This is a genomic window from Pedobacter africanus, from assembly GCF_900176535.1.
GTDB lineage: Bacteria > Bacteroidota > Bacteroidia > Sphingobacteriales > Sphingobacteriaceae > Pedobacter > Pedobacter africanus.
Genome location: NZ_FWXT01000002.1, coordinates 298200 through 319451 on the forward strand (window position 1 = coordinate 298200; position 21252 = coordinate 319451).

A 21252-nucleotide genomic window follows, 5' to 3' on the forward strand; every position below is an offset into this window, starting at 1 on the left:
TGTCGGGTGAAGGTAACCATGAAGATCGCAACCTATAACATTAACGGTATTAACGGGAGACTGGCAAACCTGCTTCGCTGGCTGGATCAGGCGCAGCCCGATGTCGTGTGTTTGCAGGAGCTGAAATGTGAAACTTCCCGCTTTCCGGAAAAAGCATTGACTGAGGCCGGGTATCAAGCGATTTGGAAGGGAGAGAAAAGCTGGAATGGGGTAGCGATTTTATCGAAAGATGCAATCCGGGAATTGCGTAATGACCTTCCGGGTGAAGATGATTCCTTTACACACAGCCGGTATATCGAGGGCTTTACCTTTGGGGTGGTGATTGGCTGCATTTATCTGCCCAACGGAAATCCTTTCCCCGGGCCAAAGTTTGCGTATAAGCTCCGGTGGTTTTCCAGGTTGATGGAACACGGGCAAACATTATTGGATACCGGCTTGCCGGTTATGCTGGTGGGTGATTACAATGTGATGCCGACTGAACTGGACACTTATAAACCGCAGAAGTATCTGAACAACGCGCTGTTCAGAACAGAAATCAGGCAGGCGTATGCGGATTTGCTTGCGCAGGGCTGGACGGATGCGATCCGGGAATTGTATCCCGATAAGCGGATCTATACGTTTTGGGATTATCTGAGAAAGGCGTACGAGCGGGATGCAGGTCTGCGGCTGGATCATTTTTTATTGAATCCAGAACTGGGTGCTCGACTTAAATCAAGCGGAGTCGATAAGGAAGTTCGCGGATGGGAAAAGTCCAGCGATCATGCGCCGGTATGGATTGAACTTAGAGAGCCTAACGAGGTTACTGAGGATAAGGATTCGGCTGTAAAGAAAACAAAGGGTAAGTCTACAAAGAAGGCTGAAAAATCAAATCATGTTTCTGAAAAGAATAGTAGTGTTTCAGAGGTGGATTCCTTACCTGAGGATGTTAAGGCATTGCTGGATGCGGCGCCTGTTGCTGAATTGCCTAGAAAGATTAAGGCGATGAAGGCTACGCAGGTCGATCAGCCTTTTCATGACGACGGCTGGGTCTATGAGATCAAATGGGATGGTTATCGTGCGTTGGCATTCGTAGAGAATGGGAGTGCGGAATTGGTCTCACGGAATAATTTGGTGTATGATCATTTTTCGCCCATCAATGAGCTGCTAGGCAGCTGGGGTCTGGATATTGTTTTGGATGGAGAAATTGTGGTACTGGATGAAATCGGCTCGCCCAATTTTGTGGCCTTGCAGAACTGGCGCAGTGAAAAGGATTTAAACCTGTTGTTTTATGTGTTTGACGTATTGTGGTATGATGGGAAGCTGTTAACCGATTACACGTTGCTGGAAAGGCGCTCAGTATTGGAGGCAGTGTTGCCCAAAGAGGATGGACTGATTCGAATCAGCCATCTTTTTGACGCGGATGGGGTCGCATTTTATGAGACAGCTAAACGCATGAAACTTGAAGGCATCATTGCCAAGCGGGCAGAAAGTGTATATACCGGTGATGCGCGTTCCAGAGAGTGGTTGAAAGTGAAAGCTAAGCTTCGCCAGGAAGTGGTGATCGCAGGGTATACGAGGAACGAAGATAGCGGAAAGAATTTTAGTGCTTTAGCAGTTGGTGTTTATGATGAGGCTGGGGTGCTAAGATATATCGGCAAAGTGGGAACGGGATTTAACGATATAATGCAAAAGGAACTATTGAGGCAGTTTAAGCCTTTGGAGACTAAGGTTTGCCCTTTTGATGTGGAACCGGATGTGGATGAACCTTCCAGGTTCCGGCCTAGGAGATTGGGTGCGAAACCGACATGGCTTTTACCTGAGCTGGTTTGTGAAGTTGAATTCGCAGAAATCAGCCGGGACGGTAAACTCCGGCAGGCGTCTTTTAAGGGATTGCGTGAGGATAAAGATCCTGGCGATGTAGTACTGGAAGTCCCTTCTGTAACTGATGAAGTGCTGGAGGATTTTAACGAAGAGGTAGAGGTAAGCGTCGATGAGGCAGCTGAAGCTGATTCGGATACTACTAAGGTTTCAGCTACTGTTAAACCTTCAAAGTCGGTAAGAGTGAAGGGCGTAAAACGTAAGATGAGCACGAAGCCTTTGCTGGAAGGTAAAAATGAAATATCCGAAAAGTATATTGATGGCCATGTCATCAAATTTACGAACCTGAACAAACAATACTGGCCGGAGGATGGGATCACCAAACGAGATATGTTCAACTACTACGATCAGATTGCCCCATATATGGTGCCTTACCTGGTGGACCGGCCGATGTCGCTGAACCGTTTTCCCGGAGGAATCCACGGGCAGAGTTTTTACCAGAAGAATGTGGCAGAGACGGCACCTGAGTGGGCGCATACCATGCCGCATACCAATGAAAAGGGAGAGGAGAGGGAATATTTATTAGGTCATGACCGCGCTACACTTTTATGGATGGCGACTTTAAGTTGCATTGAAATGAATCCATGGTTCAGCCGGGTCGGCTCGCCGGACAATCCGGATTATTGCGTGATTGATCTGGATCCGGATAAAAATACTTTCGAGCAGGTGATCGAGGCCGCCCAGGTGACCAAATCCGTATTGGATGGGATGGGGGTACCTTCGTATGTCAAAACTTCAGGGTCAACCGGGATTCACATTTATGTGCCACTGGGTGCAAAGTATACCTATGATCAGTCGCAGCTGTTTGCGGAGGTAGTAGTCAAGCTGGTGCACAGGCTATTGCCATCTTATACCACTTTGGAAAGGATGATTTCCAACCGTGGCGGCAAGATGTACCTGGACTTTTTACAGAACCGGCCCGGGGCAACGATTGCCGGGGTCTATTCACTTCGGCCTAAACCCGGGGCAACCGTATCAATGCCCTTGTATTGGGATGAAGTGAAGCCAGGACTGACCATGCGTGACTTTACGATCCATAATGCTGTTGACCGTTTACGTGAGGTTGGTGATTTGTTTACAGGGGTTTTAGGTGACGGAATAGATATGGTCGCCGCCATCGGAAAAGCACGGGATACTTTCGGATGATTTTTGGAAGTTAAAAACTTTTTGGTGGGTTAAGTAGTTCTAGTGCTGTAATAGCTGAATAAACTTAAAGTCTGAATGAAAAGAAAATTATACCATTATCAGGAGAGTGATGTCGAACTGCTTTTTAATAAGCTGGAACAACGACCGTTTAATCACCGTTTGCTTTACCAATTGCCTACCGGAGGTGGAAAGACTGTCGTTTTTTCAGAAATTGCGATGAAGTTCATTAAAAAGTACAATAAAAAGGTAATCGTGCTGACTCACCGGAAGGAATTGTGTGACCAAACTTCCGCTGCGGTAAAGCTGAGTGGGATCAGTACAAAAGTAATCGACAGTTCAGTAAAAAAAATCGCCAGGCGGGAAGGCTATGCATGTTATGTAGCAATGGTAGAAACGCTGAAAAACCGGATAAATGACAAGCTGGTTAACGTTGATGATGTGGGTCTGGTGATTGTAGATGAGGCCCATCACAATTCCTTTCATAAGCTGCTTGGTAAGTTTAAAAATGCTTCTGTTATTGGTGTTACCGCTACTCCGTTCAGTTCAGATGTTAATCTGCCTATGCGCAGGAATTACAACGAGCTGGTTGTTGGCGCTCCAATTTGTTCGTTAATCGAATCGGGCTATCTCGCAAGGCCATTTACATGGAAATACGATGTGGAGCTCAATACGCTAAAAACCGGTATTCACGGAGATTTTACGGTCAGTACCTCTGACGAGCTCTATAGTTCAAAGCCCATGCTGGACCTGTTGGTACATGCCTATGAGCGTCATTCCAAAAATAAGAAGACACTTATTTTCAATAACGGCATTTTTACCTCCCGTAAGGTAGAGGAAGTTTTCAGTGCCCTGGGATACCCCATCCGACACCTGGACAATAAGACCAGTCCAGCTGAAAGAAAGGAAATTTTACAGTGGCTAAAAAAGACGAGGGGGGCGATTCTTACTTCTGTTTCGATTCTTACTACTGGTTTCGATGAACCAACAATTCAGACTGTGATACTGAACCGCGCAACTACTTCAATTACACTCTATCATCAGATGATTGGCAGAGGATCACGAAGGTTGCCTCAGAAAAAGACGTTTTCAATAATAGATTTGGGAAACAATACGGAACGCTTTGGTGAATGGGCTGCGCCGATTGACTGGCAGCATGTGTTTGAGAACCCCGAAACTTATCATGAAATGTTGAACAGCAGAACCAGTTACCAGGCCCATCAGATCCCGTCCGACATGCGTGACAAATTTCCGGCCAGCAGGGAGATTTCTTTTGATGTGCAGGCTGCTCACCAGGCGGCGTTGGAAAGTGGAAAGAAAGCCAGGGTGGTGATACGGGATTCCATTCGCCAGCACGCACTGATGTGTGTGGATAACAGTGATTCGATTATCCAGGCACTGGAGTTAACCGCTGAACTGAATAAAGAGATTGACTGGAGGATTAAACAGTACGGCAAGTGTCTTGGGAAAGTGACCAAAAATTACACAGACTGGTTAAAGGAGGATTATATGGTTAAGCTTAAAAAGCTGATCGAAAAGATCATGGGGAGAAGGGTGTTGTTAAAAGCGGCAGTTTAAACTATTCAAAAATAACCTATGTTATGGAAAGGAGGAATTATGCCATGGTATAACGGAGCTTACCCACCATCTTATAAAAACCAGCCCGTACACATTCGTGAAAAGGCGACTGAAATCGCTAATGAGATTTTAAAGGAAGATGGTGATGAAGGAATTGCAATTGCAACCGGGCTGAAAAAGGCCAGGGAATATTTTGAGGAACATCCGGAAGAAAAGCCTCGGGGTTCAAATGGAGATTGATCAGAAGAATTTGTTTATTAATAGCGAAAACAGAACATGGAAAATAATAAGGAAATCATCAGCGATTTGAAAGGTCTGGTAAATATTGTCAATGATGGCAAAGAAGGTTATGAGTCCGCTTCGCAGACTACGGAAAGTCTTGAGCTTCAGGATTTGTTCTTAAAGTATTCTGCTCAGCGGGCAGGATATGCGATGGAGTTGAAAGCACACCTTGCCCGGCATGGTGGGGAATCGGATAATGAAGAAGGTGGCGTTCTGGGAGTGCTGCATAGGGCCTGGATTGATATCAAACAGGCTTTAAGCAGTAAAGAAGATGTAGCTATTTTAAGCGCGATAGAAACGGGCGAAAAATCGGCAATCGAAAAATATGATGAAATACTGGATGAGGAAACGCTGCATGCAGATCATCTGGAGTTACTGCAACGCCAGCGTACCGGGATTCTGGAAGCTTTGAAGGAAGTGGAAACTTACCGCATTCGTCTGGAGCATTAATTATATTTAGATTTTGGTGATATTTATTGGTTCAGAGATTCTTTTTAGGGGTATCTGAACTAGTTTTTTAGATAAACGCATGCAGCAAACTACTTTTGAAATTTTAAATCTTACTGATGATGGCGTTATTCCCAATAGTAAGTACCCGGTAATCTTTTATCATCATGTTTTTACAATGGAAGGTGAACCTGCGGCTGCTTTCCTGGAGCACAGGTTTGCAGAAAATGGCTGGAGCAATGCTTTTCGCTGGCGGGTGTATAGTTATCATCACTATCATACCAATACTCATGAAGTGCTGGGCGTTTACGCTGGAAATGCTTTGTTACAACTTGGTGGACCCAAGGGAGAAAAAATGCATGTCCGGCCCGGAGACGTGCTGATTTTACCGGCGGGTACAGGGCATATCTGTTTGAGTCACAGTGATGATTTTGCTGTGGTTGGAGCTTATCCAAATGGTGTTGAGCCTGATCTGGTTAAAATTACTGATACGCGGCCGGAAGGAATTGCTGATAAAGTTGATGCTGTTCCGGTACCGGAAAAAGATCCATTTTTTGGCAGCACTCCTCCAGGTATGGTCAGCTCATGGGTGGAGCGTGAGGAAAGAGAATATAATTAATCCCTTCCCGGTTATTTATCTGCCTTCAAAATAAACTGGTTTAAGCGATTCTGAGATGCGGAAGGTGAGATTGATCCTTGGGCCAATTTCCCGTGCGGTCTTGGGGATGTGGTGCTCATAATGTTCCTGCATAGTCTCACCCATCAGCAGCAGGCTTCCGTGCGTAAGCGGTATGTCTAATTGTTGAATGTCTTTTCTTGTTTTGTGCCGTACCTTAAAAATCCTGGTATCACCAAAGGTGACCGAGGCAATGTGGTGGTGCTTGCCGTCGGCAGGTAGGTTGTCACTGTGCCAGGCCACAGAATCTTTTCCATCGCGGTACAGGTTTAGCAGTACCCGGTCAAAGTTGATTTCGGTGATCTGCTCCACGGCTTGTTTAATTTCTAATAATAAGGGTGTCCAGGCATGCCCGTTTGCTCCGCCGTAATATGCGGTTAGCCGCGGGTCTGGTATTACTTTGTCGTACATTTTACGAATGCGCTGCTGCCAGGGTGTCTCCTTAAGCAGGGTGTGGTAGTAAAGATCGGCCTCCGCTTTATTAAAAAAACGCTGCCATAACCTTAGTTCGGTATCAGGCAACTTAAAGTCTATATACCTTTTAATGCCTCCCTCAAATAGTGCCGTCTCTCCAAAAAGGTTCATCCTGCAATTTAGCAATTTAATTTTTAAAGCTAAAAATATTAGTATTTATAATTTACTTATGTTCTTTGTGTGGAAGTATTGTTTTCTCCGAATAAATTCCTAAAATTTGAGCTAAACAAACAATTAACGACTTCAACAATGGCAATTGGATTTACCCCAAAATATAAGCAGGAATTTGCTTTATCTGTTTTCACACCGCAACAGTATATCGTACTGGCACTATCGGCAGCAAAGTCTCTGAACTGGGAAATATTAGATCCCAGTAACATTGGATTTACAGCCCTCGCCAAGGGAGGTATGTTTTCAGACCCAGCAATGATCAAATTCAAGGTTGTAGAAAATCTGGTTAGTGTAGAAAGCAGCACCCTTGGAAACGCCATGGCAGATTTCGGCAAAAACAAAAAGAACGTTGGGCAGTTGCTTGATGCTATTAAGGAACTAGAGCCAAATTTTACTGCTGAAGATCTAGATCGGCAATACGATAGTTTAGCGCGTGTTCCTGATGAACAGGATGTTCTGCAGCAGGCTCCGGCTACAGCAAAAGAAAATTTTAAGGACTTTATTGGACTATTTGTTCCGCGTAAGGGATATTTTGTAACCCCACTTATTGTAGACCTGAACCTAGTCATTTTTGCTGTGATGGCATTTTGTGGCGTTGGTATTTTCGAACCTGAGAGCGAGAGCCTGATCAATTGGGGTGCAAATTTCAAACCCGAAACACTTAACCAGCCCTGGCGCTTAATTACCAATTGTTTTCTACATATCGGCATTTTTCACCTGCTGATGAATATGTATGCGCTGATTTACATCGGCTTACTTTTGGAACCCTATCTTGGAAAACTACGTTTTTTATCCGCATATCTTCTGGCTGGTATTGGTGCAAGTGTAGCCAGTTTATGGTGGCACGACCTTACCATTAGTGCAGGGGCATCGGGAGCTATATTTGGTATGTATGGCGTGTTTTTGGCGATGCTTACCACCAAACTTATAGATGAAAGCGTACGTAAAACCCTGTTAACCAGTATCAGCGTATTTGTAGGATATAACCTGCTTTATGGCGTTACCGGAGGGATAGATAATGCGGCCCATATAGGAGGGCTGTTTAGTGGCCTTATGATTGGGTACGTTATGATACCAAGTTTAAAACGTTACGAAGTTTTGAAACTTAAGCTGGTTACCATTGCCGTGCTCTGTGTGCTGATATTAAGTACCTCTTTTGCGGTATACCAAAGTATGCCCAATAACATTGCGGAGTATGAAAAAAGGATTAAGCCCTTTGCTTATAATGAATCGATGGCTATGGAAGTTTTCAATTTGCCTGAAAATACTTCTACGTCAAAAACACTTTATGAGATTAAAAACCGGGGGATTTATTACTGGAAAGAGAACATCAAGCTCATCAATGAACTGGATTCAATGGACCTTCCAGAGGTACTTCACAAAAAACATGCGTTGTTGATCAATTACTGTCAGTTGCGGATCAAGTATTACGAAGTGCTTTATAAAGCATTTGAAGAAGACACTGAGAAATACAAAAACGAGCTTGAAGGGTATAATGGACAAATAGAGGCAGTAATTAATAAAATTGAAGCGCAGTAAAAAGCATTATGCGTTATAGAATTAATTTCATTGGATATGGATATTTTTCAGGAAACATTAACCTTGCGGGCAAGAAAAAGGGGATTCCATCTGATCACTGAAGAAGTAGTTGCAGCTATGCCACAAATAACTTCCCTTACAAAGGGAATCTGCCAGATTTTTATACAGCATACTTCAGCTTCGCTTACGATAAATGAAAATGCCGACCCTACGGTACGCACTGATTTTGAGATGTTTTTTAACAAGTCGGTTCCCGAAAACGATCCGGACTATGTACACGATTACGAAGGCTCAGATGATATGCCCGCACACTTAAAATCAGCTATTCTGGGTAGTTCTGTGAGCATTCCTATAAGGAATGGCAGGCTTGCTTTGGGCACCTGGCAAGGGATTTACCTTTGTGAACATCGTAATTACGGTGGGGGGCGAAGATTGGTTGTTACAGCATGGGGAGAAATACAATAATTTCAGCTTTCAGTTATGGAAACCTCAGGATTTAAACATCTATAATTAAAACCGCCATTATGAACTATAAAATCAAAACTCCTGTAACACTAACTGCCATCTTTACACTTCTGCTGTTCAATTTAACTTGTGTTTTTGCTCAACAGCCACCTGTGGAATTCTTCAACGGATTGAAGGCTATGCCTGTCAATAGGGCACAAGCTAAAAATGATATGATGATCAGCATTGCAAAAATGCCTGCCTTTCATGGAGCATATCATTTCTTAGGTGTTTTATATTCCGAAGACCAGCAACAGGATTCGGCAATTTATTATCTTGAAAAGGCAGTCAGTTTAAATACCGCCAATGTAAATAAAACCAGAGAGATGTCCCTTGCCCGGTTAATAGAAGCTTATACCTTTAAGCAGGATTTCGAAAAGGCATACCACACTGGTTTGGAAGCTTATGGGCTTTATCCTGAAAACAAAGCAATTGCGATGAACTTTAAAGACGCCTGTATCTGGTCGTACTACATCAGACATACGGGGCTAAATAAAAGCTATTTATCACCGATAATCATGGATGAATACGAGGTTAACTCCATACCACAGGAATATCTGATCACCAGAAAACTGATCCATAACGGAGAAAGGCTGCAGGTTACAGGACAGTCCCTGAAAACCATCAATAAATTAAATTACGACGTTTTAAAATGTATAACTGCAACAGACAAAAAAGAAAGGGAACTGAAATTTAAATTAAGCTGGGATATGAATACTGAGTTTGGTGGTAAAGTATTTCCCACCGAAATTGTGATCAACAACAACAGAAATGCCATATATGAAAGAATTGGTGCATTACTGGTTAAGGATCCTAGGGTTGACCTGAAAACCGAGATCGAAAAGTTAAAATGAAATAGGCTGACTACTTGCTTACATGATTTACGGAATAGTGCGTGTGGCTAAGAATAAATCGTTGAACTTTCATTGACGGATTAGTTTGTGAGGTAGGCTGTTGGTTAAATGTCAGATGTTGTTTATATTTGTAATGTGAAAACACAAAGAAAAAATAATACGTCACCTGCTAAGGTTAACCCGTTCATTAAAATGATTGAGGATAAGAAGCGTATTGTTGATGCTATTAGGGCTGGTCAAGATTTGTCTAAATTAAAAGACATTAAATTTGTTACGCCATTATAATCTAACTCGAACAGAACAAGGATCTTATTTATTTACTACTGATGCTGGCTGCGAATACACAGCATTTTTCACATCTTACCAAATTTTTGATGAAGCCGGTAACAGCCATACGATCTATAATTTTGGATTTGACCGAAATGGAACATTCGATGGTGGAGAATTTCAACATTCTTTTGATCGAAAAATAAAAGCTACGATCGTATATATCATAAAAGAGTTTTTTCGGAAAAACGATAGCAAGGTAATGGTGTATTTCTGCTACCCCGATGATAAGTACGCGAGGCATAGAAGTAATGCAATATCTAAATTTATAGATGATTTGGCTACAGGCAAAGAGGGAGAGTAAAATAAACTTTATATCTTAAATGTTTTGTGTTTTTTGCCCCACTTTTCGAGTTCCCGGATAATAGGTTCCAATTCATATCCAATAGGGCTTAGCTCATATTCAACCCTTGGCGGCACCTCTGCATAAACTGTTCGTTTAACAATCTTGCTCTCTTCCAGCTTCCGCAACTGCAGGGTTAGCATTCGCTCTGTTATATTGGGCAGACGTTTCTTTAATTCTCCAAACCTGTGTTTCCCGTTAATGAGGTAACAGCAAATGGCCAATGCCCATTGCCCTCCAATAATGTTTGATGCATAAACCTCCAGGCACTCGTTGGCCAAAGCCTGTTTGTTTTCAAAGTTGGTAGAGGTTTCTTTGATTTTAGACATTACTTACATTTTTTATAGTACCATACAATTGGTAGCCTGCATGCAAACTTACTGTATTGCCAATTACTTTTGTGCACAATAATTGAATTCTGACGATATATGAAAACATTAGTGATTGTGATTCATCCCGATATTAAAAACTCTGCTATCAATAAAAGATGGATTGAGGAACTAAAAAAACACCCTGAAAAATTTGACGTTCATCAATTGCATGAAGTCTATCCCGATGAAAAAATAGATGTACAGGCCGAACAGAGATTACTAGAAAAGTACGACAAAATTATATTTCAATTTCCTTTTTACTGGTTCAATTGCCCGCCGCTTTTTAAGAAGTGGTTAGACCAGGTGCTTACTTATGGATGGGCTTACGGCAGCAAAAGCGGTTATAAGCTTTTGGGCAAGAAGATTGCTTTGGCAATGTCTGTAGGAATAGATGAGCATGAATATCATTCATCCGGGAAATACAAGTATACCATGGCCGAACTTACAGCCCCTTTCGAACTTACTTTTGAATATGTAAAAGCAGATTACCGGTCATTTTTTTCTTATTATGGAATTGAGTTGAACACCTCGAAGGACTGGATTGAAAAGAGTATTACTTTATATATGAATTTTGTAAGTGGTATTTAGACATGAGCAGAACAATTTCTTTAATAAAGACCTGCTTTCCAAAGTTTATATTCTTTAGGGAGGCAATGCCCGCAGGGGCGATATCCGCTACCGATCGCTTCCTTGGTATCTTTAAAAAAAACACGGTTTTCTATTTTCATCCGTTTACCCGACGAACAGCTTAGTAAGCCATAAATCCCAGCTTTTTTATAGCCTGCCAGTTTAATGGCGCCCGAGCGGATCAGACTGCCTAATTTTCTTTTCCGTTCCTGGGTGGTTTCACCAAGGGTTATATGCCGGTACATTTCTAGCTTTGTTTAGATCTTTGTTTTAAAGTTAAAGTTATAGCATTGGGGAGGTTTAGGGAACCCGTTTATTGCGATTCAATAAGAAGTTGAAGATAAAATGACACAATTTAGCCTCGAGTTGCTTTCTAATCTTCTGAACAAAGTTTATGGGTACTTCGGCTACATCTGCAGCCTGTTCATTAGAAAAACCCAACGTATGGAACGAATATGAATAATCGCAAAATTACTTGTCAACTTGTTAAGTTGTGCTTATCTTTGTGTAACTACCTATACAAACTATCTGTAGTAAAAGGAAATGAAGACAATGACAGTCGGAGAATTTAAAACTCATTTTGCGGAGGTTCTGGAGCAAGTGAAAGCCGGAATAGGTTTCGCTGTTACCTATGGGAGAAAAAAAGAAATTGTTGGCTATTTTCTACCGGAGTCGCAGCTTGTTAAGCCAAAACGTAAGCTTGGTATTTTAGAAGGAAAGGCGAAAGTAACTTTTAAGGACGATTTCAAAATGTCTGAGGAGGACTTAATTGGATGAGTTTTCTTCTCGACTCCCATACCTTGTTGTGGGCTATTACAGACCAAAAAAAGCTCTCACGAAAGGTAGTTGCTATTCTTGAAGATGGTACCAATGAAGTTTTTGTCAGCTCGGTAACTTTCTGGGAAATCTCATTAAAGTATGGATTGGGAAAACTAGATTTGAATAATATTGTTCCCGAAGATCTTCCAAAACTCTCTGAAGAAACCGGATTTAGTTTTCTCCCTTTATTACCCGTTGAATCTGCAGGTTACCATAAGCTTAATGCAACCTGGCATCGTGATCCTTTTGACAGGATGCTGATCTGGCAGGCTTTAAATAATAATCTGACGCTTTTAAGTAAAGATAAAAATGTTGCTCAGTATAGATCTGTCGGGCTTAAGCAACTTTGGTAAAAAACCCGGAGGTTATTTTTCTGCCGTCTGGCCTCAGAAATCGGAATTGAAACCCTGGTCCACTTCATCGGAAACGGCAGGTACATCCTTCCGGATGGAACAGAACGCTTTCTGGTAAACCAGGAAATGCTGCTCAGACTGACAAAAAAACTTGGCGGGGATCGGTGTTTTGCTCGTTTTCCATAGTTTTAGTTATTATTTGTTGGTATGATGATGAATTGTTTTAATGTGAGGCCTTACCAACTATAGCCAAAAACTACTTCACACTTAGATTGTTTAAGTACTTACAATCATTAATTATGGAAATTATCCGATCAGTATCAGCGTATAGCCAGCCGATGGGTAGTTTGAATGCCAGGAAAGGAGCGTAATGGAAGATAAAGACAAATATACAGGTGCTGATTTCATTGATATGGACAATGACTATGAAGTTCTGTACTGGACGAGCCAGCTGAAGGTTACCAATGATGAACTCAAAGAGGCGGTGCGGGAAGTCGGTAACAAAATAGAACTGGTTAAGGTGTATCTGAATAAGGCTTAATTTAAGTATGATGGATAGTATCGAACAAAATAAACAAACGTTAGAACGGGCAAATGCCGCAATTGCAGTAGGAGACTATGAAGGTTTTCTTTGCTATTGTACCGAAGATACGAGATGGACTTTTGTAGGTGAGCAGACCCTAAAGGGCAAGGATGCAGTTCGCGGGTATATGGCTGAAACTTATATAGAGCCGCCCCGGTTTGCTGTGGAGCTCCTTACCGGAGAGGGAGATGTTGTTACCGCAGTGGGAAAAATCAGTTTGAAAGGCAGGGATGGTGAAATGGTATCGTACAGTTACTGCGATGTATGGAGGCTACGGGATGGCAAACTGCATGAACTGAAGGCATTCGTAATCCAAAATATGGATGGGGTGCCAGCCTACGAAATTTAGTGGCTATCCATATTCTTTTTCCAGTCGGCTTTCAGTTGTTTGTAAATCGGGTTTGCTTTTTTCAGGATTGCCGGTGCCGCGCTGCGTTGAGGGCCAACTATGGTCAATGGTAAGCTACAAGTACTCCTGGTGTACAAATCCTTTCGGGCGGGAGTGACAACTGGACCGCGTGCGCAATTGCAGATCAATGGGCCACAGGCTTTAACATAGATTATTATAAAATTAGTATAAGTACCTTAATTGGAAAGTTTAGATTTACAAATTGATATGAAATAAAACATGAGAAATTATGGTAAAGATTATAATAGGGTGGTCCTGATCTCTTTTACCCTTGATCCAATCTATCCACCACATTTCGGGTCAAAGCAGCTATTCCGACAGTACCTGGATGTCTACTTTTAAGGTGAGGGAATGTTACGACGTTTTAAAATGTATAACTCCAACAGACAAAAAAGAAAGGGAACTGAAATTTAAGTTAAGCTGGGATATGAATACTGAGTTTGGTGGTAAAGTATTTCCCACCGAAATTGTGATCAACAACAGAAATGCCATATATGAAAGAATTGGTGCATTACTGGTTAAGGATCCCTGGGGTTGACCTGAAAACCGAGATCGAAAAGTTAAGATGAAATACGGTGACTAATTTATATCTTCATGCCAAAATCCCTGATAAATGAATGATGCTGATATGAGAGAAATTATTAAGCTTAAACTCGATGAACTTGAGCAGACAGAAAATATAAAGATTCTTTATGCCTGTGAATCGGGAAGCCGCGCCTGGGGATTTGCTTCGCCAGATAGCGATTTCGATGTACGCTTTATTTATAGCAGAAATATCGATCAATATTTAAGTATTCGTGATGTATCAGATGTTGTAGGCCTTCCGGTTAACGAAGTGCTTGATATAGGGGGCTGGGATATTAAAAAGGCCCTTAAGTTATTTCTGAAGTCAAATGGTCCGTTGTACGAATGGTTGCAGTCGCCAATTGTATATTCAGAAAACAGTGGGCTTGCTGCTGAACTGCGCAGTTTAATGCCCAGGTATTTTTCATTAAGGGCGGGAGCAAACCACTATCTTTCTATGGCTTATCATACTTTAACCGAAGATCTTCAGGCAGAGCAGGTAAAGTTAAAACGGTACTTTTATGCACTCCGGCCGGCACTAGCCTGCATGTGGGTACTGATCAATAAAGAAGTTCCGCCTATGGAATTTGAGCCTTTAAGAACAATTATAAAAGAACAGGAAATTCAGGAGGCTATTGCTGAGCTGATGGAACGGAAACAGGCATCAGATGAAAAGCAATTGGTGCCACCTGTAACTATCCTTAACAACTGGCTTGCTGATCAGCTAAAATGGTGTAAGCAGGAAGTGTCATCACTTCCGGCCGATCGTAATGATACCACAGAACTGGATGAAGTTTTTAGAAGGTATATCCTATGATGAATTACGATTTATTGAAACGGCAGAAGCACCTGCTGTTGCTGGATTGTGTTAGTGGCAGCACAGCATACAATTTAAACATAGCAGGATCAGATCTGGATAAAAAAGGAGTCTTTATCATGTCACAGCAGCAATTATACGGTTTCCATCACCAGGACCAGATTGCAAATGAAAGCCATGATGAAGTTTATTTCGAGATCAAAAGGTTTTTGGAGCTACTTACTAAAAATAACCCCAATATACTGGAATTGTTAAGTACCCCCAGGCAGTTTGTGATCCAACGGCACCCTTTAATGGATTTGATTAAACCCGAAGATTTCTTGTCGAAATTATGTGCCGATACCTTTGCTGGCTACGCACATACACAGATAAAAAAAGCACATGGGCTTAATAAAAAGATCAATCAGCCATTTCAGGTAAGCAGGAAATCTGTACTCGATTTTTGTTATGTAATACAGGGGGGGCGGAGTTTACCTTTGACGGACTGGCTCAATGTGAATAGTTATCATCAGGAGGATTGTGGACTGGTAAAAATAGATCATTTCCGCGATGGCTATTTCTTGTACCATGTAAAGGAGGCCGGCCTAAAAGGGATTGTTTCCGGACCTGAAGCAAATGATGTTTCCCTAAGTTCAATTGCCAGAGGTACCAGCCATGTGGCAGTAATGCACTTTAATAAAGACGGTTATTCCGTTTATTGCAAAAATTACAGGGAATATAAGGATTGGGAGGTACAACGCAATGAACAGCGTTACCAGGGAACATTGCAGCATAAAAAAAATTACGATGCCAAACACATGATGCATACTTTCAGGTTGCTGGAAATGGCAGAAGAAATAGCCCGTTATGGCGAGGTCATGGTACACCGTAAAGACCGTGATTTTTTATTAAGAATCCGTGCTGGCGAATTTGACCTCGATGAACTTCTGGTTATGGCAGAGACAAAGCTGGAAGGATTGAAAGGATTATATGAAAAATCTGATTTGCAGGAGAGGCCTGATGAAGATAAAGCCCAGCAGATTTTAATCGAGATAAGGGAAACGTTTTATGGATCGATTTGATAAAAAATCAATAGGTTTCCCGAATAAAATTATCTACAGCCTCTGCGTTGGGGATTAAAGGTAGGCTACTGGTGTGCTTTATCTCAGTCTTTTCGCTGTTGTAATCCGCACTTAAATGGCTGAAAGGTTAAACCTTTTTTAGCTGTTACTTGTTATTCCAGCAAATGTTAAAATAATGGGATTTATTAAACATGCCTTAATTGGTATTGCGCTTTACGAAGCGATAAAATATGTTTTGAAAAAAGGAGATTGCGGGCTTGAACCTGCTAATGATCAGGTACAGCGGGTTTCGCCCGTTCTGCAATTACGCGGTGAGGAGGTTGATATAATTGCCGGGGCCAGACAAACTGATCAGCTGGACCGGATGAAAGAGAATGCAGCCTTTGGTAGAAGTTCTGCACCCGGTTCACAGGAACTGGCTGGGCAGGCGGGTAGGACTACCTTCAATACTGATGATGATTTAGTGGCTGGAACTGATCCTGAAGCTCCGCTTAGTGCTAAGATTTCTGGGAGCGAAGATACCTGGAAAAATTCACTGGCCAATGACGAGCTGAGGGCTCCAGATTCTTAAAGCTCTTTAGATCAATTTAGCTTTTTTGTAAAAGGGCTGGAAAGGATTCGGTGGAGGCTGACTGCAGGCCGTAACCTGCGGTCAGGCTGTCACCAAAAAAGATGATTTGTTTCATTTAAGCATCGTTACTGGTCTTCTGCGTCGGTGTTTCCTGATGCGTTGCCGGAAAGGTCACCTGAAATGTCATCAGTCTCTTCTTCTTCATCTTGGTTGTTTTGAAGATCGGATTTTCCTTCTGCTCCCGATTTGCTTACCGGGCCGTCAGTTGGAAGGGAAGTGTAATTTGCTTTTTCGTTTTCTGATTGTCCTTTGGGTTGGTTCTGGTCTTCCCTTGGATCTGTGTTTTGCTCGTTTTCCATAGTTTTAGTTATTATTGTTCGTAAGGTGATGAATGTTTAATGTGAGGTCTAACTGGTAAAGAACAAGCTGGAACGGAGATAGTTTTATGTCTATGTCGTCTATGTCTTTTTTTTCTTGATTAGATGATTTGCAGGTGAGGTCTGATCTGTAATGTAATGACATCGCAGCGCTGTGGCTGGGAGAGGCAGTATAATACGCTCATGGCGATATCTTCCGCTTTGAGCATTTCCATCGCTGCTATTTTTTTACGTTGTTCATCTGAATCTTCTTCAATCATGTCTGAGCCCACAAGGCCAGGTTCAATGAGGCTTACCTTGATGCCTTGTTCATTCACTTCTTTTCTGAACGCTTCGTTGAAACCCTGGATCCCGGCTTTGGTAGCTACATATACCGAACTGTCTTTGCCGCGTTCATCGGCACTGATGGATCCAATGTTGACAATGTGGCTGGAAGTATTTTCTTTCATGCGTTTTACAGCTTCATTACAGCAGGCCATATAACCCAGCAAGTTGGTGTTGATGATGTATTGCCAGTCGGGATAGCTTCCTTCCATTATACTTTCATAAGGTAATGCCGCATTATTGATCAGTATATCCAGGCTTCTAAACTGGCTGTCTACTATGTCAAATACTCTTTTGATGTCTTTTTGATCAGCCACGTCCGCGACGATACCGAAGCATTCTGTCTCTACATCCAATCTGTTAATGGCTTCCATTGTTTCATCCAGCTGTTGCCGGTTACGGCCAAAGATCATGATCCTGGCGCCCTGGGAGGCAAGAAGAATCGCAGTTGCCCGTCCGATGCCGGTTGTTCCGCCGGTGATGAGTATTCTTTTTCCTTTCATTGAAGTTGGCAGGTATGCTGTTAATGAATCCATATGTTTTTTTGTTAACTATGTGTGTAAATGGTGATGGTGCATGCATAGTAAGCTATTTCAAATGTGTGTCTATAACCGCTTGAGGGCAGCTTTTGTTTTAACTATACGCTTTTGCCTACACTGCCTGGAAAGTTCTCTCTTTGGTTTTGGTGTTCTTTAACTTGTTAAAATCTCTGGCCCTGCATTCTTTAAAAACATCAGGGACTTCCAGATGTTAGATTAGTGTATAAAATGATTGATGCTATGGAATCAAAAAAAAGGATAGTCATTGTTGGGGGTGGTTTTGCAGGACTGAACCTTGCTAAAAAGCTGGCTGCGAATGAGGAGTTTGAAGTGGTGCTGGTGGATAAGAACAATTACCATTTTTTTCCGCCTTTGCTTTACCAGGTTTCTACAGCATTTATCGAAGCCTCTAACATCAGTTATCCTTTCCGGAGGATGTTTCAGTCTAATCCTAGGTTTAGTTTTTTCATGGGTGCTTTATTGAATGTTGATTTATCTTCCAATGTCATCCTTACTGAAAATGGTTCCGTTTCGTACGATTACCTGGTACTGGCCATGGGCACAGAGACCAATTATTTCGGGATGGAGAACGTCAGGCAGAAGGCGTTACCAATGAAGTCCATTGACGATGCCCTGGAGCTCAGGAATCATGTGCTGCTTAAACTGGAAGAGGCTGCACGTAGTGAGGATGCCGCTGAAAGAGAAAGACTGGGTAATATTGTCATTGCCGGAGGTGGCCCTACCGGGGTAGAAATCGCAGGCATGCTGGCAGAAATGGGTGGTAACATTGTTAAAAAGGATTATCCTACAGCGGCAAGGAAAGGGCTGGGGAAGATTTACCTGGTAGATGCACTGGATAAATTACTGGCCCCGATGAGTAAAAAATCGCAGCAGGAAGCAGCCAGGGTATTGGAAAAGCTCGGTGTAAAAGTGTTGCTGAACACTGCCGTTAAGGACTATGTGGATGATCAGGTAATTTTCAGTTCAGGCGAAAGTATTCCTAGTGCAACGTTGATCTGGACCTCAGGTGTAATTGCAAGGGAAGTTCCCGGCCTGCCTGCGCAAGTGATTGGTAAAGGGCGAAGGATTTTGGTGGATGAGTATAATCGGGTAGCCGGTCTTAAAAAGGTATTTGCCATTGGAGATATATGTTTGCAGCAGACAGATCCAAAGTTTCCGCAGGGGCACCCGCAACTGGCGCAAGTCGCCATTCAGCAGGGTACGCTGCTGGCAGAAAATTTTAGGAGCATAGCGAAAGGAAGAAACCTTTCCGCTTTTCACTATAAAGATAAAGGAACGATGGCAATCATTGCCAAATTTAAAGCGGTAGTGGATTTGCCAAAGGGATTTTTTAAAGGTTTTCTGGCCTGGCTGGTCTGGCTTTTTATCCACATTATACCGATTGCAGGCTTTAGAAATAAGCTTAAGCTGGCTTTCAACTGGTTCTGGAGTTTTGCAACCAACGATCCGACACTGCGTTTGATCATACGGCCGGAAAAAGAGCATAAATAGCTTATTTGCAAAATATGATGATGGTGGAAAGGCAGCCGCTAGGTTCTATTTGTTTTCTTTCTGTATTTCCATTTGCAGAACAGCATGGCTGTATTGAGCAGTAATGAAAAGATGTTGGTGGCAATGATGGGGATATCCGATTTAGCACAACCGTAATAGATCCATAGGGAGTTTCCGAGGATCAATACGATAAACATGATCCAGGATACATCTGATGCTTTCTTCTCTTGTATGGTTTTAATCAGCTGTGGTATGACCGAGGAGGAGGTGCAGATACCTGCTGCAAGTCCAAGTGTTTGAATGGATTCCATAGGATGGCTAATTAGTCGATCATTCGCCGTTTTTTGTTGTAGTATATTTGAGGCTAGGATTTAATGCTTAACCAGTCTATTGCGGCTTGAAGGTCATTTAACTCGAATCCTTTTGCTTCGCCAGGACTCACATAACTGAAAATATCAGTGAATTTTTCGACTGCTTTCTGATCGGTTACGATGGCCATTTTTTTCCAGTCTGTGAAATGTTTGACTCCGGCAATCAGGTCTTGTACCCAGGCGCCGGCGGTGAAATGGTAGTAAAACATCTTTAAGGTCATCTTTGGTGACCTCTCCGCTTGCGCGGACGCCCAGTACATGGCCGGGCAGGTTTTGAATAACGGTCAGCATAATCAGATCTTTTTTACTTTGGTGGCGTTGAGGCCCTTCTTTCCGTTTTCAATTTCATAACTGACCCGGTCGTTCTCTCTTATCGGAGCGCTAAGCGCGCTGGCATGTACAAACAATTCAGGATCCCCGTTGCTGGGTACAATGAAGCCAAATCCTTTCGACTCATTAAAAAATTTTACTGTTCCTTCTGGCATGGTGTTTTTATTAAAAATTAGGTGTTAGGCAAACTCTGGTTTGTTCCGTTACGGGGGTTATAACAGTCAGGTCTGAGTTTTTGTTTCCTAAAATATTATAATAATTTTTATGAAACAATCTGTTTTACAGTGTGTTGAAGTTAAGCTAACTAAATCCGCAGACTACTGATATGTGATAGGCCATGAGTTTATGGGGAGCGCTTTGATGAAAAAGAGGATGATTGTGTAAAAGTTGTTTTTAAAACCTTAATCGATTTGTATGAATATTTTAAGTAAGTACGCACTGATTACTGGTGCAACCAGTGGCATCGGTTATGAACTGGCAAAGCTGTTTGCAGCAGACGGATATAACCTGATTATTGTAGCCCGGGACCAGCAGGAGCTGGAAAATAAAGCTGCTGAGTTCAAAACCAACGGTATTGATGTTCGATGCATTGCGCAGGATCTGTTTGACCCGGGAAATGCTTTTGCTGTTTATGAGGAAGTAAAATCTCTAGGAATTCCAATAGAAATACTTGTGAATGATGCAGGACAGGGGGTATATGGACTATTCAGTGAAACCGATATTGACCGGGAGCTGGACATCATTGATCTGAATGTTTCTTCATTAGTGATCCTGACTAAGTTATTTTTAAAGGATATGTTGGCAAGAAATTCCGGTAAGATTTTGAATGTGGCCTCTATTGCCAGTAAAAGTCCGGGGCCATGGCAATCGGTTTATCATGGTACCAAGGCATTTGTGCTATCTTTTACCGAGGCGATCAGGGAGGAACTGAAAGATACTGGCATTAGCGTCACCGCGCTTATGCCGGGAGTAACGGATACAGATTTCTTCCGTAAAGCGGATATGCTGGAAAGCAAAGCGGTCCAGGATAAGTCGGCTATGGCAGATCCTGCGGATGTAGCAAAAGACGGTTATGATGCCTTAATGGCAGGTAAGGATAAAGTGGTGTCTGGTCTGAAAAATAAAGTGCAGGTAGCGATGGGGAATGTTATGCCTGACAGTATGCTTGCCCATCAGATGGCTGAGCAGCAGAAGCCTGCAGGAAATGAAGAACTGCCGGAAGATCAGGATCAGTCGGCGATTGTGAATGAGGATGCTGAATTTGAAAACAGCGCTGTGGATCCAGGAGTTGTGTCCCCGGAAACGCAGGAAGATGGTGATGATGCTGAGGATCAGGGACAAGATGAGGAATCAGCAGATCAGCAAAATGCTACCTGAAGAGTTGGGTGGGGAGATAAGATTTCCTGAAAATCCATGGCACGGGAATAAA

Annotated in this window: 27 protein-coding genes; 19 read left to right on the plus strand and 8 right to left on the minus strand. The window is 42.4% G+C overall.

Going from position 1 to position 21252, the window contains the following annotated elements; all coding sequences use genetic code 11:
• Positions 1-18 precede the first annotated feature (18 nt).
• The 5 genes from ligD (at position 19) to B9A91_RS15625 (ending at position 5926) form a co-directional block, all read left to right on the plus strand.
• On the plus strand, positions 19-3003 hold the full coding sequence (gene ligD, locus B9A91_RS15605; RefSeq protein ID WP_084239945.1) for a DNA ligase D: 2985 nt from the start codon (positions 19-21) through the stop codon (positions 3001-3003).
• A 75-nt stretch (positions 3004-3078) separates the two neighbouring features.
• Complete coding sequence (locus B9A91_RS15610; protein WP_084239946.1) at positions 3079-4578, plus strand: DEAD/DEAH box helicase; 1500 nt, start codon at positions 3079-3081, stop codon at positions 4576-4578.
• 18 nt (positions 4579-4596) lie between these two features.
• Positions 4597-4818: a DUF2188 domain-containing protein gene (locus B9A91_RS15615; RefSeq protein WP_235012579.1), complete on the plus strand. Its 222-nt coding sequence runs from the start codon at positions 4597-4599 to the stop codon at positions 4816-4818.
• Positions 4819-4854: 36 nt separating this feature from the next.
• On the plus strand, positions 4855-5310 hold the full coding sequence (locus B9A91_RS15620; RefSeq protein WP_084239947.1) for a ferritin-like domain-containing protein: 456 nt from the start codon (positions 4855-4857) through the stop codon (positions 5308-5310).
• Positions 5311-5389: 79 nt separating this feature from the next.
• Positions 5390-5926 (plus strand): cupin domain-containing protein, encoded by a 537-nt coding sequence (locus B9A91_RS15625; RefSeq protein ID WP_084239948.1) that lies wholly within the window; start codon positions 5390-5392, stop codon positions 5924-5926.
• Between the two features lie 15 nt (positions 5927-5941).
• Here B9A91_RS15625 and B9A91_RS15630 read toward each other — a convergent pair whose 3' ends face one another.
• Positions 5942-6568 carry an alpha-ketoglutarate-dependent dioxygenase AlkB family protein gene (locus B9A91_RS15630; protein WP_084239949.1) on the minus strand — a complete coding sequence of 209 codons (627 nt, stop codon included), beginning with the start codon at positions 6566-6568 and terminating at the stop codon, positions 5942-5944.
• Between the two features lie 138 nt (positions 6569-6706).
• On the opposite strand from B9A91_RS15630, the gene B9A91_RS15635 reads away from it, so the two are divergent.
• From B9A91_RS15635 to B9A91_RS15645, 3 genes are read left to right on the plus strand one after another with little or no spacing between them, the layout of a single operon-like run.
• Entirely contained in the window at positions 6707-8167 is a 1461-nt protein-coding gene (locus tag B9A91_RS15635) for a rhomboid family intramembrane serine protease (protein WP_084239950.1), read from the plus strand.
• 36 nt (positions 8168-8203) lie between these two features.
• The gene (locus B9A91_RS15640; protein WP_084239951.1) at positions 8204-8632 is read left to right on the plus strand and encodes a secondary thiamine-phosphate synthase enzyme YjbQ; all 429 of its coding nucleotides are present in this window, start codon (positions 8204-8206) and stop codon (positions 8630-8632) included.
• Between the two features lie 59 nt (positions 8633-8691).
• Positions 8692-9525 carry a tetratricopeptide repeat protein gene (locus B9A91_RS15645; protein WP_084239952.1) on the plus strand — a complete coding sequence of 278 codons (834 nt, stop codon included), beginning with the start codon at positions 8692-8694 and terminating at the stop codon, positions 9523-9525.
• Positions 9526-10164: 639 nt separating this feature from the next.
• On the opposite strand, the gene B9A91_RS15655 is transcribed toward B9A91_RS15645, so the two are convergent.
• The gene (locus B9A91_RS15655; protein WP_084239954.1) at positions 10165-10524 is read right to left on the minus strand and encodes a winged helix-turn-helix transcriptional regulator; all 360 of its coding nucleotides are present in this window, start codon (positions 10522-10524) and stop codon (positions 10165-10167) included.
• 99 nt (positions 10525-10623) lie between these two features.
• Here B9A91_RS15655 and B9A91_RS15660 point away from each other — a divergent pair, with 99 nt between their 5' ends.
• On the plus strand, positions 10624-11154 hold the full coding sequence (locus tag B9A91_RS15660; protein WP_084239955.1) for an NAD(P)H-dependent oxidoreductase: 531 nt from the start codon (positions 10624-10626) through the stop codon (positions 11152-11154).
• Between the two features lie 20 nt (positions 11155-11174).
• Here B9A91_RS15660 and B9A91_RS15665 read toward each other — a convergent pair whose 3' ends face one another.
• Positions 11175-11438, minus strand: coding sequence for an Ada metal-binding domain-containing protein (locus B9A91_RS15665; protein WP_084239956.1), 264 nt, complete (start codon positions 11436-11438; stop codon positions 11175-11177).
• A gap of 298 nt (positions 11439-11736) precedes the next feature.
• On the opposite strand from B9A91_RS15665, the gene B9A91_RS15670 reads away from it, so the two are divergent.
• The 8 genes from B9A91_RS15670 to B9A91_RS15705 all read left to right on the plus strand — a co-directional run bounded on the left by B9A91_RS15670 (position 11737) and on the right by B9A91_RS15705 (position 16370).
• The gene (locus B9A91_RS15670; RefSeq protein WP_235012580.1) at positions 11737-11970 is read left to right on the plus strand and encodes a type II toxin-antitoxin system Phd/YefM family antitoxin; all 234 of its coding nucleotides are present in this window, start codon (positions 11737-11739) and stop codon (positions 11968-11970) included.
• A complete protein-coding gene (locus tag B9A91_RS15675) occupies positions 11967-12365 on the plus strand; it encodes a type II toxin-antitoxin system VapC family toxin (RefSeq protein WP_084239957.1) in 399 nt (132 codons plus the stop codon). The genes B9A91_RS15670 and B9A91_RS15675 overlap by 4 nt, the downstream gene beginning before the upstream one ends.
• A gap of 370 nt (positions 12366-12735) precedes the next feature.
• A complete protein-coding gene (locus B9A91_RS15680; RefSeq protein ID WP_084239958.1) occupies positions 12736-12906 on the plus strand; it encodes a DUF3606 domain-containing protein in 171 nt (56 codons plus the stop codon).
• A 7-nt stretch (positions 12907-12913) separates the two neighbouring features.
• Positions 12914-13297 (plus strand): nuclear transport factor 2 family protein, encoded by a 384-nt coding sequence (locus tag B9A91_RS15685; protein ID WP_235012581.1) that lies wholly within the window; start codon positions 12914-12916, stop codon positions 13295-13297.
• A 331-nt stretch (positions 13298-13628) separates the two neighbouring features.
• The gene (locus B9A91_RS15690) at positions 13629-13895 is read left to right on the plus strand and encodes a hypothetical protein (protein ID WP_084239959.1); all 267 of its coding nucleotides are present in this window, start codon (positions 13629-13631) and stop codon (positions 13893-13895) included.
• Positions 13896-13985: 90 nt separating this feature from the next.
• Entirely contained in the window at positions 13986-14738 is a 753-nt protein-coding gene (locus tag B9A91_RS15695) for a nucleotidyltransferase domain-containing protein (protein ID WP_159451716.1), read from the plus strand.
• Positions 14735-15799 carry a DNA polymerase beta superfamily protein gene (locus B9A91_RS15700; protein WP_235012582.1) on the plus strand — a complete coding sequence of 355 codons (1065 nt, stop codon included), beginning with the start codon at positions 14735-14737 and terminating at the stop codon, positions 15797-15799. Before B9A91_RS15695 ends, B9A91_RS15700 begins: the two co-directional genes overlap by 4 nt.
• Positions 15800-15974: 175 nt before the next feature.
• A complete protein-coding gene (locus B9A91_RS15705) occupies positions 15975-16370 on the plus strand; it encodes a hypothetical protein (protein WP_084239962.1) in 396 nt (131 codons plus the stop codon).
• Positions 16371-16495: 125 nt separating this feature from the next.
• Here B9A91_RS15705 and B9A91_RS15715 read toward each other — a convergent pair whose 3' ends face one another.
• Positions 16496-16729 (minus strand): hypothetical protein, encoded by a 234-nt coding sequence (locus tag B9A91_RS15715; RefSeq protein WP_084239963.1) that lies wholly within the window; start codon positions 16727-16729, stop codon positions 16496-16498.
• Between the two features lie 119 nt (positions 16730-16848).
• Positions 16849-17607, minus strand: coding sequence for an SDR family oxidoreductase (locus B9A91_RS15720; protein WP_084239964.1), 759 nt, complete (start codon positions 17605-17607; stop codon positions 16849-16851).
• 243 nt (positions 17608-17850) lie between these two features.
• On the opposite strand from B9A91_RS15720, the gene B9A91_RS15725 reads away from it, so the two are divergent.
• A complete protein-coding gene (locus B9A91_RS15725; RefSeq protein ID WP_084240253.1) occupies positions 17851-19122 on the plus strand; it encodes an NAD(P)/FAD-dependent oxidoreductase in 1272 nt (423 codons plus the stop codon).
• A gap of 38 nt (positions 19123-19160) precedes the next feature.
• Here B9A91_RS15725 and B9A91_RS15730 read toward each other — a convergent pair whose 3' ends face one another.
• From B9A91_RS15730 to B9A91_RS15740, 3 genes are read right to left on the minus strand one after another with little or no spacing between them, the layout of a single operon-like run.
• Positions 19161-19433: a SemiSWEET transporter gene (locus B9A91_RS15730; protein ID WP_084239965.1), complete on the minus strand. Its 273-nt coding sequence runs from the start codon at positions 19431-19433 to the stop codon at positions 19161-19163.
• Positions 19434-19486: 53 nt separating this feature from the next.
• The gene (locus tag B9A91_RS15735) at positions 19487-19753 is read right to left on the minus strand and encodes a SpoIIAA family protein (RefSeq protein ID WP_235012583.1); all 267 of its coding nucleotides are present in this window, start codon (positions 19751-19753) and stop codon (positions 19487-19489) included.
• A gap of 33 nt (positions 19754-19786) precedes the next feature.
• Positions 19787-19978 carry a cold-shock protein gene (locus tag B9A91_RS15740; protein WP_084239966.1) on the minus strand — a complete coding sequence of 64 codons (192 nt, stop codon included), beginning with the start codon at positions 19976-19978 and terminating at the stop codon, positions 19787-19789.
• Between the two features lie 259 nt (positions 19979-20237).
• Between B9A91_RS15740 and B9A91_RS15745 the strand changes: the two genes are divergently transcribed.
• On the plus strand, positions 20238-21200 hold the full coding sequence (locus B9A91_RS15745; RefSeq protein WP_084239967.1) for an SDR family NAD(P)-dependent oxidoreductase: 963 nt from the start codon (positions 20238-20240) through the stop codon (positions 21198-21200).
• Positions 21201-21252 lie beyond the last annotated feature (52 nt).